Here is a 14,552-nt window from a genome sequence, read left to right as displayed (position 1 = left end):
GGGGCGGGGCGGGGGTGCGGCAGGAGACGCCCCGTACGCCCCGCCCCGCCAGGTTCGCGCCGATCAGCAGGACCATCCGTACCCCGCACCGAGGAGTGGTCATGTCCACCGAACTTACCGACCCAGCCGTGTCTCCCCCCGCCGAATCCGGCTCGGCACCGACCCGGCGTACGTTCATCGCGACGACCACGGTGGCCGGAGGGGCCGCCCTGGCCGGCGGCCTGGTCGCGGTGCCCCTGCCCGGCTCCGTGGAAGCGGCCGCCGCCGAGACGCCGCACGGCAGCCGCGTCTCCCTGACCGTCAACGGCGTCCGGCACACCGTCACGATCGACAACCGCACCTCGCTCCTCGACCTGCTGCGCGAGCACCTGGACCTGACCGGTTCGAAGAAGGGCTGCAACGCCGGTGCCTGCGGCGCCTGTACCGTCCTGGTCGACGGCCGCCGGGTCAACTCCTGCCTGACGCTGACGGTGCGGCTCGACGGCGCCGAGGTCACCACCATCGAGGGCCTGGCCAAGGGCGACCGGCTGCACCCGCTGCAGCAGGCGTTCATCGACCAGGACGCCTTCCAGTGCGGCTACTGCACCCCGGGTCAGATCATGTCCGGTGTCGCCTGCGTCCAGGAGGGTCACACCGGCTCGGCGGAGGAGATCCGGGAGTGGATGAGCGGCAACATCTGCCGCTGCGGCTGCTACGTGAAAATCGAGCGCGCGGTCCAGCAGACCGCGGGACGGAAGTGAGGGCCGATTCCCATGCATCCCTTCACCTACACCAAGGCCGCGGACACGCGCGAAGCCCTCAATGCCGGTCGGCGCGGCGGGCGTTACATCGCCGGCGGCACCACCCTGGTCGACCTGATGCGGGAGACCGTCGAACACCCCGGCTCGCTGGTCGACATCAGCGCCCTGCCTCTGCGCGAGGTCACCGCCACCAAGAGCGGGGGACTGCGCATCGGCGCCCTGGTGACCATGGCCGAGGCCGCCGCCCACCCCAAGGTCCATGCCCTCTACCCCGTCGTCTCGCAGGCGCTGGAACTGAGCGCGTCGCCCCAACTGCGCAACATGGCCACCATCGGCGGCAACATCATGCAACGCACCCGGTGCACGTACTTCCGTGACGTGACCGCTGACTGCAACAAACGCGAGCCCGGCTCCGGATGCGCCGCGCTGCACGGCTACAACCGCACCCACGCCATCCTGGGCACCACCGACGGCTGCGTGGCCACTCACCCCTCCGACGCCGCCGTGGCCTTCGCGGCGCTGGAGGCGACCGTCCACCTGCTCGGCCCGGCCGGGGAGCGGACCGTGCCCTTCGCCGACTTCCACCTCAAGCCGGGCAGCACGCCCCACCGCGAACAGGCCCTGCGCCCTGGTGAGTTGATCACCGCAGTGGAGATACCGCCCTACCCGCGCCCGCTGAAGTCCGGCTACCTGAAGGTACGCGACCGGCAGTCCTACGAGTTCGCGCTCACCTCCGCGGCCGTCGCCCTGCACCTCCTGGGAGGCGTGATCCGCGAAGCCAAGGTGGCCGCCGGAGGCGTGGGCACCGTCCCCTGGAAACTGCCCGCCGTCGAGCGGGAGCTCATCGGACAGCGGCCGTCTAACGCACTGTGGACCAAGGCCGCCGAGCGGGCGGCTGACGGGGCCCGGCCCCTCGAACACAACCGTTTCAAGGTCGAGTTGCTCAAACGGGCCGTCGAGCGTCAACTGCGCGTCGTAGGAGGTGGCAAGTGAGCCCGCAGCCACAGGCAGCCGTCGGAGCGGCGGTCCCCCGAGTCGACGCCCGGCTGAGGGTCACCGGGCAGGCGAAGTACGCCGCCGACAACAACCCCGACGGGGTCGTGCACGCGGTCATCGTCGACAGCGGCGTCGGCCGCGGCCGCATCACCGGCATCGACACCCGCGCCGCCGAAGCCGAAAAGGGCGTGTTGAAGGTGATCAGCCACCTCAACGCGCCCGAACTCCCGCCCGTTGAAGGGCAATTCCCGCCGGGCAAGCCGTTGCAACCCTTCCAGGACGACCGCATCCGGTTCTTCGGACAGCCCGTCGCGGTCGTGGTGGCCACCACACTGGAGATCGCCCAGCACGCCGCGAGCCTGGTGAAGGTCTGCTACGACGCCCAGCGTCCCGCCACCGATCTGGCCGCCGCCGACCCCGCCGGCGAGCCCGAGACCTATGCGCGCGGCGACGCCGACGAAGCCCTGGACTCGGCCGCCGTCCGGCTGGACATGACGTACCGCACGGCCCGCAACCACCACAACGCCATGGAAGCGGCCGGCCTCGTCGCCCGCTGGGACGGCGACAAGCTCACCCTCTGGGAGAAGAGCCAAGCGACGCAGTACACCGCTTTCGGTATGTCCGGCGCGCTCGGCATGCCACCGGACGACATCCACGTCATCTCCCCGTTCATCGGCGGGGCCTTCGGCAACGCCTTCAGCACCTGGCCCCACTCCGTCATCGCCGCCGTCGCCGCACGCGAGGTGCAGCGCCCCGTCAAACTCGCCCTCACCCGCAAGCAGTTGTACTTCGGCGTGGGATACCGGCCCGCGTACGAGTACGAACTGAGCCTGGGCAGCAACCGCCGGGGGTGTCTCACGGCGTCGGCGCACGACGTGCGCGCCGAGACCTCCAGATACGAGACACACATAGAAGACGTGCTGGTCCCCGGCCGGATGCTCTACAGCACCCCCAACGTCCGCCAGGCGTACCGGCACGTACCGCTGGACGTGAACACACCGACGTGGATGCGCGGCCCCGGCTACGCCAGCGGTGCCTTCCCCGTCGAGTCGGCGATGGACGAGCTCGCCCACGAACTGGGACTCGACCCCATCGAGCTGCGGCTGCGCAACGAGCCCGCCGACGACGAGTCCACCAATCTGCCGTTCTCCACGCGACGCCTGCGCGAGTGCTACCGCGTGGGCGCCCGCGAGTTCGGCTGGCAGCGGCGCAGGCCCAAGCCCCGCTCAAGGCGCGAGGGCGACTGGCTCATCGGTATGGGCATGGCCGCCGGCGTCTACGACACAGCACGCTCCGAGTCCCGGACATCCGTCCGGCTCGACGCCGACGGCACCGCCCTGCTCCAGGCCGCGACCGCCGACATGGGCGCCGGCACCGCCACGTCCATGACGCAGCTCGCCGCCGACGCCCTCGGCCTGCCCATGCGCCGGGTGACCTTCCGGCTCGGCGACTCCCGTCTGCCTCCGGCCGCCGGCCACTTCGGTTCGCAGACCATGGCCAGCGTCGGATCCTCCGTCCAGGACGGCTGCGACAAGCTGCGGCGTCAGGCGATCGAACTCGCCGTCGGGGACGAGGAGTCACCGCTGCACGGCGTCGACCCCGCCGGCATCGTCGTACAGGGAGGCCGACTGCACGTGAAGGACGACCCCGCGCGCGGGGAGACGTACCGGCGGCTCCTGGCCCGCAACAACCGCACCCACCTCGAAGCGATGGGCTCGTACGCCGGGGCGCCGGAATCGGCGAAGTTCTCCTTCTATGCCTACGCCGCGACCTTCACCGAAGTGGCCGTAGACGCCCGCCTCGGCCTGGTACGGGTACGGCGCATGGTCGGCGTGTACGACGCCGGCCGGATCATCAGCCCCGCGCTCGCCGACAGCCAGGCCCTCGGCGCCATGACCGGCGGCATCGGCCAGGCCCTCCTTGAACACACGGTCACCGACCACCGCGACGGCCGGATCGTCAACGCCAACCTCGCCGACTACCTCGTGCCCACCCACGCCGACATCCCCGAACTGAAAGCGATCTACATCGACGGAGAGGACTACGAAGCCGACCCCATCGGCGTGAAGGGGCTCGGTGAGATCGTGCTCGTCGGAGTGGCGCCCGCCATCGCCAACGCGGTCTTCAACGCCACCGGCCGCCGGATCCGCGAACTGCCGATCAAGCCCGAGGCCCTGCTCTGAACTCCCGGGTGGCCGCCCCACCACCGGTCACCCGGGCTCCCCAGCGTCCAGCGGTCGACGACGGCCCACCGCCGGGCACCAGGCCGCCGTCGCACCTGTCCCCCACAGTGCGGCGGCGGTCCTCAAGCCCCCCAATCCCCCGGAGCGCACGCCCATGCTCAACATCGCGGACACGCTGTACGACTGGTGCCGCGAGGCCCGTCCCTTCGCCCTCGCCACCGTCGTCGACGTCAGCGGCAGCGCACCCCTGCCACCCGGTACCGCCCTCGCGGTCGACACGGACGGCCACATGGTCGGCAGCATCTCCGGCGGCTGTGTGGAGGGAGCCGTCTACGAGCTGTGCGTCCAAGTGCTCAGGGACGGCGGCAAGCCCACCCGCGCCCGGTTCGGCTACTCCGACGACGCCTTCGCGGTCGGCCTGACCTGTGGCGGCGAGATCGACGTCCTGGTGCAGCGGGTCGAGCCCGCCGCCGAGCCGCATCTCATCGACGCCCTCGACGCGGTCGTAGGGGGCCGGCCCGTCGCTGTGGCCCAGGTGGTGGACGGCCCGGACGACCTCCTCGGCCGCACCCTCCACGTCCCCGAGGGCACGGGTGCTCACCGCGGAACCGTGGGCGACACGAACGCGGACCAGGTTGTCGCAGCGCAGGCCCGCGCGCAGCTGAGGGCCGGCCGTACCCGCCGTGTCGAGGTGGGCGGCGACGCCGGCACCTGCCCCGAGCGCCTGTCGGTCCTGGTCCACACCCACGCGTCCCGTCCCCGCCTGCTGATCTTCGGCGCGGTCGACTTCGCGGACGCCCTCAGCCGGGCCGGGCAGTTCCTCGGCTACCGCGTCACCGTCTGCGACGCCCGCCCCGTCTTCGCCACCCGGGCCCGCTTCCCGCACGCCGACGAGGTCGTCGCCGACTGGCCCCACCGCTACCTGGAGCGCACCGAGGTGGACGGGCGTACCGCGATCTGTGCCCTCACGCACGACGCCAAGTTCGACGTCCCTCTGCTCGGCCTGGCGCTGAGCCTGCCGGTCGGCTATGTCGGCGCGATGGGCTCACGCCGTACCCACGAGCACCGACAGCAGTTCCTGCGCGAAGCCGGCGTACCCGAGGACCGGCTGGCCCGCCTGCGCTCGCCCATCGGCCTGGACCTCGGCGCGCACACGCCCGAGGAGACGGCGATCTCCATCACCGCCGAGATCGTCGCCCACATCCACCAGGGCACGGGCCTGCCTCTGTCGCAGCGCACCGGCCCCATCCACCAACCCGTCCGGACGACGACGGGCCTGCCTGAAGAGGAGCCCCAGACATGGACCCCGTACGGAGCACCTCACCTCGAGGACTGACCGAGGCGGCATCGGGCGCGCCCCTCGCCGCGGCGGCGGGTGCGGTGCCGGCCGCCGCTGCGGCACCGTCCGGCGGGTTGCCGAAGGGCAACTGGCGCGTCGACACCTACGCGCACTACTTCCCCGCGTGTACTACGACTACCTGGAGCGCCACGGCCGCCTCGCCGACACTCTGGCCAACGTGGGTCCCTGGTCGCTGGATGCGCACCTGGCGTTCATGGACCGGTACCGGATCCAGCCGACCGTCCTGTCGTTCGGCGACCTCCAGCTCACCCTCGGCCCGGTCGACGAAGCCGCGGTGCGGATGCCACGGGGCCCCCTTGGGCTCACCGGGGCCCAGGTCCACCTCGTCGAGATGATCGAAGTGGACGAAGGGAGCCAGTTCGGACAGGGGCACATCGGCGAACCCGCGGCGTACCGGGAAGCCCTCACCCTCGTAGCCGCGCGGTGCGGTGACCAGCCGGCGCACCTCACGGACCCGGGTCCCGGCAGGGGCGGGCGTGGGCAGGTGGGACAGGACGAGGACGTCCTCGACCGTGATGGCGGGCATGGTGCTCCTCCCTGTTCCTCCCTGGACGGACACTGCCGGTGATCAGGCGAAGGGGTACGGGCCGAAGCGGCCCCACGCGACCGCACCGGCCAGCACGATCAGCACGAGGTTCGGCACGATCGCGCTGGACTCCTCGCGTCTGGCGTGGGTTGTCGCCGCCCCGGCCATCAGCAGCACGAGGCCGACGGCGGCCAGCGGCACCAGCACGGGGCTGATGTCCAGCGCGGCGGGCAGGATCAACCCGACCGCGGCCAGCACCTCCAGGGCGCCGATCAGCTTGAGCATGCCCGGGGAGAAGTCCTCGGCCCACGCCATGTTCGGCGAGGCGGCGAGCTTCTCCTTCGGCTGGGCCAGCTTCGCGCCGCCGGCGGCCAGGAAGATCGCGGCGAGCAGGCCGGCCAGAATCCACAAAACGATGTTCATGAGCTACCAATCAGAGGGAGGCAGACAGGGCCCCGGCGTTCTCGTGATGCGTCCCGATGCGCGGGACGAAATCGGTATTTCGCGAGAACGCCGGGGCTCTGGGAATTAAGTGCGTGTAATAGGAACCGCCGGGTCGCCCGTCAGGCGGCGGCGAAGGCGGGCTTGTGTGCGTTCAGCCACTGCTCGAACGTCTGCAGTTGCGGGTTCAGGCTGCGGACGACGTCGAGGTCGCGGACCGCGTTGAACTGGGGCACTTCCGCGTAGAACTGGAACATGTTGCCCGACTCGGCGGCGGCGGGGAACGGCTGAGCCCGCATCACGTCGAAGGGCACCGGCACGTACGCCACGTCTTCACCCAGGGCCACGCTGAGCTGCTCGGCCATCTGCTTGCCGGTCAGGTGCTCGCCGGCGATGGACACGGTGCGGCCGATGAGGTCGCCGCCGCGGCGGAAGATGCCGTAGGCGGTCTTGCCGATGTCTTCGACGGCGATGCCGGCGAGCAGGCTGTCGGCCATCGGCATGGCCAGCACGAGCCGGCCGTCGTCTCCCCGTCGTGGCGCCATCGGGCCGAGCAGGTTCTCCCAGTAGAAGGTGGTCTGCAGGAAGGTGGTCGGCACCCCGGCGTCGGTGAAGAACTGGTTGGCTTCGGCCTTGGCATCGAAGTGCGGCACCTTGTAGCCGCCCATCAGCGTCGGCATGCGCTCGTCGTCGAGCGGGATGTAGTCGCGGGTGTCCTCCAACGTCGACCAGATCACATGGGCCACACCCGCGGCCTTGGCGGCCCGGGCCATGGTCGCCGCCTCCTGCTTCTCCCTCTCGGGCGACATGTCCGCCCAGAAGTTGGTCACCAGGAACGCCCCGTGCGCCCCGTCGAACGCCTCGGTCAGGCTCCGCAGGTCGCCGAGGTCGGCCTTCACCACCTCGGCGCCCAGGGCCGCGAGCTCGCGTGCGGTGTCCGAGTCGGGGTTGCGGGTCAGCGCACGTACCGCGAACCCGCCACCGGCGTCGGCCAGGATCGCCCTGGCCAGCCCGCCGCCCTGGGAACCGGTCGCACCGACCACCGCAATGACCTTCTTCTCCGCCACGGCCTTCTCCTTCTTGTTGGGGCAGGGATGAGGCACCCCCACTGCATGTCACATCATCTATCTTCGCTCGGAAGTACATGACGTGTCAGATGATGTGTCATGTACGTTAGGTGCAGGTGTATGACGTGTCAAGCAGCCAGGTAAACTCGCTGCGTATGAACGACACACCCGCGTGGCTGAGCCCCGCCGAGCAGCACGCCTGGCGTGCCTTCATCCGCCTGCACCAGAAGCTCTCGGCAAGGCTGGAACGTGACCTGAAGGCGCACAAACTGTCCGGCGCCGACTTCCAGATCCTCGTCGCCCTCACCGACACCCCCGACGGCCGGCAACGATTCCAGGACCTCGCCAACATCATCGAGTGGGAACAGAGCCGCCTGTCCCACCAGATCGCCAGGATGACCAAACGCGGCCTGACGGCCCGGGAAGAATGCGCCGAGGACGGACGCGGTGTCTTCGTCGCCATCACACCGGCCGGCCGCAAGACCATCGAGGCCGCCGCACCCCACCATGTGGCCACGGTCCGCCGCCTGGTCATCGACGCCCTCAGCCCGGACGAACTCGCCACCTTCGCACGGCTCTCCAACCGCATCCTCGAACAGCTGGACAACGAGTCACCTTGACCCTCGCCGCGGTCCTCGCGCTGGTGACACCGCCGATCGTCGACTTCGCTCGCCTCGGAGGGTCGGTTCCTCAGTGGCCAAGATCGTGAGACGAATTACTCATGGCCACTACTGAGATGCGACTGATCAGTGCAGGTAGGTGAGGTGCGATTGGTCAGCGGATTCGAGAACCTACACCGGCGCTCTCCCGGGCCGCCGCACCGCCGTCCTCCCGGGCGAGCCGGTGCGGCCACCACACCTTCGGGCCGACGTCCAGGAACAGGGACGTCACGAGCACCGAGCGCACGATGAAGGTGTCGATGAGCACGCCGAGGGCGACCGCGAACCCGATCTCGGCGAAGGCGACCATCGGGAGGGTGCCGAGGGCGGCGAACGTGCCGGCCAGGACCAGGCCCGCCGAGGTGATGACCGCCCCGGTGGCGGCCAGGCCGGTGACCACGCCGGGTCGGGTGCCCTGGCGCGCCGCCGCCTCGCGGATGCGGGTGGTCAGGAAGATGTTGTAGTCGATGCCCAGGGCGACCAGGAACACGAACACGAACAGCGGGAAGTCGGTCGCCTCGCCCGCGTAGTCGAAGACGTACCGGAACGCGAGCGCGCTGATGCCGAGTGCCGCCGTGAACGACAGGATCACCGTGCCGATCAGCAGCAGCGGCGCGATCAGGGCGCGCAGCAGCACGCACAGGATCAGCAGGACGACCACCAGCACCAGCGGGATGATCAGCATGTTGTCGTGCGTGGTCGCCTTGTCCATGTCGAGCAGGGCCGCCGTACCGCCGCCCACCTTGGCGTCGGCGTCCGGCACCGCGTGCACGGCGTTCCGCACCCGCTCCACCGTCTGCTTGGCGGCCTCGCTGTCCGCCGGGGCGGTCATGGTGGCCTCGAAGAGGACCTTGCCCTCGAAGGCCGGTTTCGTGCCGGGCGGCAGACCGAGAGACTGGGGGACCACGCCCTCGGTCCCGGCGACCGCACGGCCCACCTGCACGGCCTGCGCCTGGTTGCTGACGACGACCAGCGGATCACCGCTGCCCGCCGGGAAGTAGCGCGCCGACACCTCCTGGCCGGTGATCGAGTCCGGCTTCCCGGTGAAGGCGTCCGCGTTGCCGATGCCCTCCGCGCGCAGCTGGATCAGGCCCAGGGAGCAGACCGCCAGGGCGAGTGCCGTGACGGCCCAGGTCTTGCGCGGGCGGCGGGCGATACGGCGGCCCGCGCGCGCCCAGATGCCGCGCTCGGTCGGTTCGGGGGAGCCCAGGTGCGGGATCACCGGCCAGAAGATCCACCGGCCGAAGATCACCAGCAGCGCCGGGAACAGGCTCATCATCGCCAGCAGGGCGACGGCGACACCGATCGCGGCGACCGGGCCCAGGCCGCTGGTCGAGTTCATCTCGGCGGTCAGCAGCACCAGCATGCTCAGGACGACCGTCGCGCCCGAGGCGAGCACGGCCGGACCGGCGCGGTGCAGGGCCAGGGCCATCGCCTCGTGCCGGTCCTCGTGGCGGCGCAGCTCCTCCCGGTAGCGGGCGACCAGCAGCAGGGCGTAGTCCGTCCCGGCGCCGAATACGAGCACCGTGAGGATGCCGGCGCTCTGGCCGTTGACCGTCAGGCCCGCGTGCTCGGCGAGCACGTAGATCAGCGCCTGGGAGGTGAACAGCGCGCAGACCACCGCGATCAGGGGCACCAGCAGCAGGGTCAGGCTGCGGTAGGTGATGAGCAGCATGACGATGACCACGGTCATCGCCGCGAACAGCAGCGTGGAGTCGATGCCCTCGAAGGCCTCCGAGAAGTCCGCCGAGGTGCCGCCCGGGCCGGTGATGTGCACGCTCAGCCCGTCCCCGCCGGTACCGACTTCGTCCCGGACGGACTCCACGGCGGGTGAGATCCGCTCCCAGCCCTCCTCGTCCATCATGATCGGCACGAAGACCTGCGCCGCCCGCGGATCGGTCTGCCGGTCGAACACCGGCCCCCGCGTCCGCTCACCGAGAATGCCCTGATCCCGCAGCTGCTTCAGCTGCGCGACGTCCTCGGTGATCTCCGCACGGTCCTGCGCCGTCAGGCCGCTCTCCCGTGCGTAGATCACAACCGCCGGGATCTGCTCCGGCCGGAAGTCCTCGGAGATCTCCAGCACCTGCGTCGACTCCGCCGACCCCGGCAGCCACGACGCGGCGTCGTTGTCCTGCGCGTCGGTGAGCTTCATGGCGAACGGCGCGGCGATGAACAGCACGACCACCCACAGGCCCAGGACCAGCCACTTGGCCCGCCGCCCGCAGACGAGATGCGCGACCCCTTGCTTCATGACATCCCCCTCGGCGGAAGCGCCCCACAAGGGGCGCGGGGAACTGCGCGAGCAACCCACGACGGCCCGCAGTCGGCGTACCAGCGGTTCCACCCGGGACCGATGCCCACAACCCCCGGAGGGCATGGCAGTCTTAGGACATGGCCGCGCAGATCAACCCCAGCATCCTTTCCGCAGATTTCGCCCGCCTCGCGGACGAGGCGAAGGCCGTGGAAGGAGCCGACTGGCTCCACGTCGACGTCATGGACAACCATTTCGTCCCGAACCTCACGCTCGGCGTGCCGGTCGTGGAGTCGCTTGCCCGTGCGACGGACACCCCGCTGGACTGTCATCTGATGATCGAGGCCCCCGATCGCTGGGCGCCCCAGTACGTGGAGGCGGGGGCGGGTTCCGTCACCTTCCACGTCGAGGCCGCCGCCGCCCCGGTCCGGCTCGCCCGCGAGATCCGGGCCAAGGGTGCGCGCGCCTCCATGGCGCTGAAGCCCGCGACCCCCATCGAGCCGTACGAGGACCTGCTCCCCGAGCTCGACATGCTGCTGATCATGACGGTCGAACCGGGCTTCGGGGGACAGGCCTTCCTCGACATCATGCTTCCGAAGGTTCGCCGCACCCGCGAGTTGATCAGCAAGCACGGACTGGAGCTCTGGCTCCAGGTCGACGGGGGAGTTTCCGCTTCCACCATCGAGCGCTGCGCCGACGCCGGAGCCGATGTCTTCGTGGCCGGATCGGCGGTCTACGGGGCAAACGACCCGGCCGAGGCGGTACGTGCACTACGCAACCAGGCCGGTGCGGCCACGGCGAAGGCCTCCTGGGCCTGCGACCACTGAGCCACAGCGAAGTGAACGGCTCTCGTCAGGGCTGATCGACCGCGCCGGATCTGCAAGGATGAACGGCGAATCCAGAGTGTGAACAGCAGTGAGGAGAACGCCGTGTCGGGTATGTCGGCGGGCCGGTCAGCCATGCGGATGGGACCCGCTGAGCTGGTGCAGGCGGCGGCCATGGCCCGCCGCTTCTACCTCGAGGGGAAATCCAAGATCCAGATCGCCGAGGAGTTCGGCGTCAGCCGCTTCAAGGTGGCCCGGGTCCTGGAGACCGCCCTCGAGCGGGATCTCGTACGGATCGAGATCCGTGTGCCCGCCGAGCTGGACGCCGATCGCTCGGACGCGCTCCGCGCCCGCTACGGCCTCAGGCACGCGGTCGTGGTGGAGTCCCCGGCCGAGGCCGAGGAGTCACCCGACCCCGAGAACCTGGGAGAGGTGGCCGCCGATCTGCTCGGCGAACTGGTCGACGAAGGTGATGTGCTGGGCCTGGCCTGGGGCCGTTCCACCATCCACATGGCGGCGGCGCTCGACCGGCTGCCGCCGTGCACGGTGGTGCAGCTGACGGGTGTGTACGACGCCGGGACCGCCGAGCGCGGCTCGGTGGAGGCGGTGCGCCGCGCTGCCCAGGTGTCCGGCGGCGACGCCCACCCCATCTACGCCCCGATGCTGTTGCCCGACGCGGCGACGGCCACGGCGCTGCGCAACCAGACGGGGATCGCCCGGGCCTTCGAGCACTTCGACAAGGTCACCGTCGCCTGTGTCTCCATCGGCTCCTGGGAGCGGGGCATCTCCACGGTGCACGACATGCTCAGTGACGAGGAGCGGGCGCACTACGCGTCCCTCGGGGTCGCCGCCGAGATGTCCGCGCACCTCTTCGACGCCGAGGGCCGCCGGGTCGGCCGGGACCTGGGCGAGCGGTGCATCACGGTGAAGGCCGACCAGCTCCGCCGGATCCCCGAGGTCGTCGCGATCGCGGGCGGGCAGCGCAAGGGGCCCGCGATCGACGCGGTGCTGCGCTCCGGGCTCGTCACCAGCCTGGTGACGGACACCTCGGCCGCGGACTACCTGCTGACGGCCGGCCCGCCGCCGCTTTCCGCGCTCAACAGGTCCGACCCGGACGGAGTCTGACACGTGGTCGGCGAGCCGCAGGGGCTGCCGGACGACCCGGCGGGCCGGATCGTGGTCGTCCTGGATCTGGGCGGGGTCACGGACGAGGCGGCCTTCATGGACCGCTGCGCCCGTGACCTGGCCCTGCCCGACTGGTTCGGCCGCAACTGGGACGCCCTCGCCGACTCCATGGCCGACCCCGCCCTCTGGCCCGCGGGAGCCGGCGAGCGGGGCCTGCTGGTCGTCGTCCAGGGCTGGCGCAAGTACGCCGGGACGCGGCCCGAGGAGTGGCAGGTCGCCGAGGAGATCTTCGCCGAGGCGACGGACCGGGGCCCTGGACTGTTCGTGACCCTCGGCCTTGGAGAATCCTCCGAGAGCCCCCCTGACCAGCCTGGATGATCCGCTGGGGGTGATTCGGGCGTACGGCATGGGAGAATGAAGTACGTGCTCTTTCCCCCTGGCCGGCCGGTCCGGGGGTCACCTCTGATCGACTGGGATGTGCAGCACGTGCGTTTCCTCAATGACATCCAGCCCGGGTACGACCTGACGTACGACGACGTCTTCATGGTGCCGAGCCGCTCCTCGGTGGGCTCGCGGCAGGCCGTCGACCTCAGCTCCCCGGACGGCACGGGCACCACCATCCCGCTCGTCGTCGCCAACATGACCGCCATCGCCGGCCGCCGGATGGCCGAGACCGTGGCCCGCCGCGGCGGCCTCGTGGTGATACCGCAGGACATCCCGAACGACGTGGTCACCGACGTCGTCTCCTGGGTGAAGAGCCGGCATCTGGTGCTGGACACCCCGATCGTCCTGTCCCCGCACCAGACCGTCGCCGACGCGCTGGCCCTGCTACCCAAGCGCGCGCACAACGCCGGCGTCGTCGTCGACGGGGACCACAAGCCGGTCGGCGTGGTCACCGACGCCGACCTGTCCGGCGTGGACCGCTTCACGCAGCTCGCCGAGGTCATGTCCCGGGACCTGCTGCTCATCGACGCGGACATGGACCCGGGCGAGGCCTTCACCACCCTCGACCACGCCAACCGCCGCTACGCCCCGGCCGTGAACAAGGACGGCACGCTCGCCGGCATCCTGACCCGCAAGGGCGCGTTGCGCGCCACCCTCTACACCCCGGCGACCGACGCTCAGGGGCGGCTGCGCATCGCGGCCGCCGTCGGCATCAACGGGGACGTCGCGGGCAAGGCGCAGGAGCTGCTGGACGCGGGCGTCGACGCCCTCGTCATCGACACGGCGCACGGGCACCAGGAGTCGATGATCAGCGCCCTGAAGCTGGTGCGCGACCTCGACCCGCAGGTGCCGATCGTCGCGGGCAACGTGGTCGCCGCCGCGGGCGTGCGCGACCTGATCGAGGCCGGCGCGGACATCGTCAAGGTCGGTGTCGGCCCCGGCGCCATGTGCACCACGCGCATGATGACCGGCGTCGGCCGGCCGCAGTTCTCCGCCGTCCTGGAATGCGCCGCCGAGGCGAAGAAGTACGGCAAGCACGTGTGGGCCGACGGCGGTGTCCGCCACCCGCGCGACGTGGCCATGGCCCTCGCGGCCGGCGCGTCCAACGTGATGGTCGGCTCCTGGTTCGCGGGCACCTACGAGTCCCCGGGCGACCTGCAGCACGACGCCCAGGGGCGTGCCTACAAGGAGTCCTTCGGCATGGCGTCCGCGCGCGCCGTGCGCAACCGCACCTCGGAGGAGTCGGCGTACGACCGCGCCCGCAAGGCGCTGTTCGAGGAGGGCATCTCCACCTCCCGCATGTTCCTCGACCCGGCCCGCCCGGGCGTCGAGGACCTGATCGACTCGATCATCGCGGGCGTCCGCTCCTCCTGCACCTACGCCGGAGCGGGATCCCTGGAGGAGTTCGCCGAGAAGGCCATCGTCGGCATCCAGAGCGCCGCCGGCTACGCGGAGGGCAAGCCCCTGCACGCCAGCTGGAGCTGACGGCCCCGACGCCCCTGCCACGGCCCTCGTCGTCCCGCTCCGCGGGACGTTCGGGGGCCGTCTTCGCACGTACCTGATCAGCGCCTCCGACCCCTGCAGTGCAACACTCGACAGCCGCCCCGCAACGAACACTCATCGAGCCCACGGGAACGCAATGATCTTGCACGAATGCGCAAGGTTGCTGCATTTCGACAGCAACGTCGTTGCTCATAGGCTGTCGCCTCGTACGTGGCGTGGCGGGGACTCCGCTCGGTGGGTCCCTGCTCGAGGGCGCCCGCGGTCCCTGCCGCCCTGACCGGCAGCGAAAAGGAGCCAAGCGCGTGCTCGACCAAGGCGCACCCCCGCAGAATCCAGGCCAGACAGCCGCTCCCGCGCACCCCGGCATCGGTGCGCGCCTCATGCGCCGCAAGCCGGTGGAACGCCTGGTCGCGGAGGGGGGCCAGGGGGAGGG

General features: G+C 70.7%; 13 protein-coding genes. 9 read left to right on the top strand and 4 right to left on the bottom strand.

Features of this window, described 5'->3' with window-relative positions:
• Window positions 1–101 precede the first annotated feature (101 nt).
• The 4 genes from C1J00_RS23975 (at window position 102) to C1J00_RS23960 (ending at window position 5,255) form a co-directional block, all read left to right on the top strand.
• Window positions 102–740 (top strand): (2Fe-2S)-binding protein, encoded by a 639-nt coding sequence (locus tag C1J00_RS23975; protein ID WP_102911120.1) that lies wholly within the window; start codon window positions 102–104, stop codon window positions 738–740.
• A gap of 12 nt (window positions 741–752) precedes the next feature.
• Window positions 753–1,733: an FAD binding domain-containing protein gene (locus C1J00_RS23970; protein ID WP_102911119.1), complete on the top strand. Its 981-nt coding sequence runs from the start codon at window positions 753–755 to the stop codon at window positions 1,731–1,733.
• On the top strand, window positions 1,730–3,919 hold the full coding sequence (locus C1J00_RS23965; RefSeq protein WP_102911118.1) for a xanthine dehydrogenase family protein molybdopterin-binding subunit: 2,190 nt from the start codon (window positions 1,730–1,732) through the stop codon (window positions 3,917–3,919). Before C1J00_RS23970 ends, C1J00_RS23965 begins: the two co-directional genes overlap by 4 nt.
• A 154-nt stretch (window positions 3,920–4,073) precedes the next feature.
• Entirely contained in the window at window positions 4,074–5,255 is a 1,182-nt protein-coding gene (locus tag C1J00_RS23960; RefSeq protein ID WP_102911117.1) for an XdhC family protein, read from the top strand.
• 115 nt (window positions 5,256–5,370) lie between these two features.
• Here the strand turns inward: C1J00_RS23960 and C1J00_RS45940 are convergent, their stop codons facing one another.
• The 3 genes from C1J00_RS45940 to C1J00_RS23945 form a co-directional block, all read right to left on the bottom strand.
• Window positions 5,371–5,805 carry a cupin domain-containing protein gene (locus C1J00_RS45940; protein ID WP_107501878.1) on the bottom strand — a complete coding sequence of 145 codons (435 nt, stop codon included), beginning with the start codon at window positions 5,803–5,805 and terminating at the stop codon, window positions 5,371–5,373.
• Window positions 5,806–5,847: 42 nt separating this feature from the next.
• Window positions 5,848–6,228, bottom strand: a complete 381-nt coding sequence (locus C1J00_RS23950) for a DoxX family protein (protein ID WP_102911116.1) — start codon at window positions 6,226–6,228, stop codon at window positions 5,848–5,850.
• A 140-nt stretch (window positions 6,229–6,368) separates the two neighbouring features.
• On the bottom strand, window positions 6,369–7,313 hold the full coding sequence (locus tag C1J00_RS23945; RefSeq protein ID WP_102911115.1) for an NmrA/HSCARG family protein: 945 nt from the start codon (window positions 7,311–7,313) through the stop codon (window positions 6,369–6,371).
• Between the two features lie 155 nt (window positions 7,314–7,468).
• On the opposite strand from C1J00_RS23945, the gene C1J00_RS23940 reads away from it, so the two are divergent.
• Complete coding sequence (locus tag C1J00_RS23940; protein ID WP_102911114.1) at window positions 7,469–7,933, top strand: MarR family winged helix-turn-helix transcriptional regulator; 465 nt, start codon at window positions 7,469–7,471, stop codon at window positions 7,931–7,933.
• Between the two features lie 154 nt (window positions 7,934–8,087).
• Here C1J00_RS23940 and C1J00_RS23935 read toward each other — a convergent pair whose 3' ends face one another.
• A complete protein-coding gene (locus C1J00_RS23935; RefSeq protein ID WP_102911113.1) occupies window positions 8,088–10,223 on the bottom strand; it encodes an MMPL family transporter in 2,136 nt (711 codons plus the stop codon).
• Window positions 10,224–10,363: 140 nt separating this feature from the next.
• Between C1J00_RS23935 and rpe the strand changes: the two genes are divergently transcribed.
• The 4 genes from rpe to C1J00_RS23915 all read left to right on the top strand — a co-directional run bounded on the left by rpe (window position 10,364) and on the right by C1J00_RS23915 (window position 14,101).
• Window positions 10,364–11,050 carry a ribulose-phosphate 3-epimerase gene (rpe, locus tag C1J00_RS23930; protein ID WP_102911112.1) on the top strand — a complete coding sequence of 229 codons (687 nt, stop codon included), beginning with the start codon at window positions 10,364–10,366 and terminating at the stop codon, window positions 11,048–11,050.
• Window positions 11,051–11,128: 78 nt separating this feature from the next.
• Window positions 11,129–12,172, top strand: a complete 1,044-nt coding sequence (locus C1J00_RS23925; protein WP_102911111.1) for a sugar-binding transcriptional regulator — start codon at window positions 11,129–11,131, stop codon at window positions 12,170–12,172.
• A gap of 24 nt (window positions 12,173–12,196) precedes the next feature.
• Complete coding sequence (locus C1J00_RS23920) at window positions 12,197–12,550, top strand: barstar family protein (RefSeq protein ID WP_102911122.1); 354 nt, start codon at window positions 12,197–12,199, stop codon at window positions 12,548–12,550.
• 108 nt (window positions 12,551–12,658) lie between these two features.
• Window positions 12,659–14,101 (top strand): GuaB1 family IMP dehydrogenase-related protein, encoded by a 1,443-nt coding sequence (locus C1J00_RS23915; RefSeq protein ID WP_180989670.1) that lies wholly within the window; start codon window positions 12,659–12,661, stop codon window positions 14,099–14,101.
• The last annotated feature ends 451 nt before the right edge of the window (window positions 14,102–14,552 follow it).

This window comes from Streptomyces cahuitamycinicus (assembly GCF_002891435.1).
Taxonomy (GTDB): domain Bacteria; phylum Actinomycetota; class Actinomycetes; order Streptomycetales; family Streptomycetaceae; genus Streptomyces; species Streptomyces cahuitamycinicus.
Note: the sequence above shows the minus strand (reverse complement) of the source record. Positions and strands in the feature narration are given on the sequence as shown.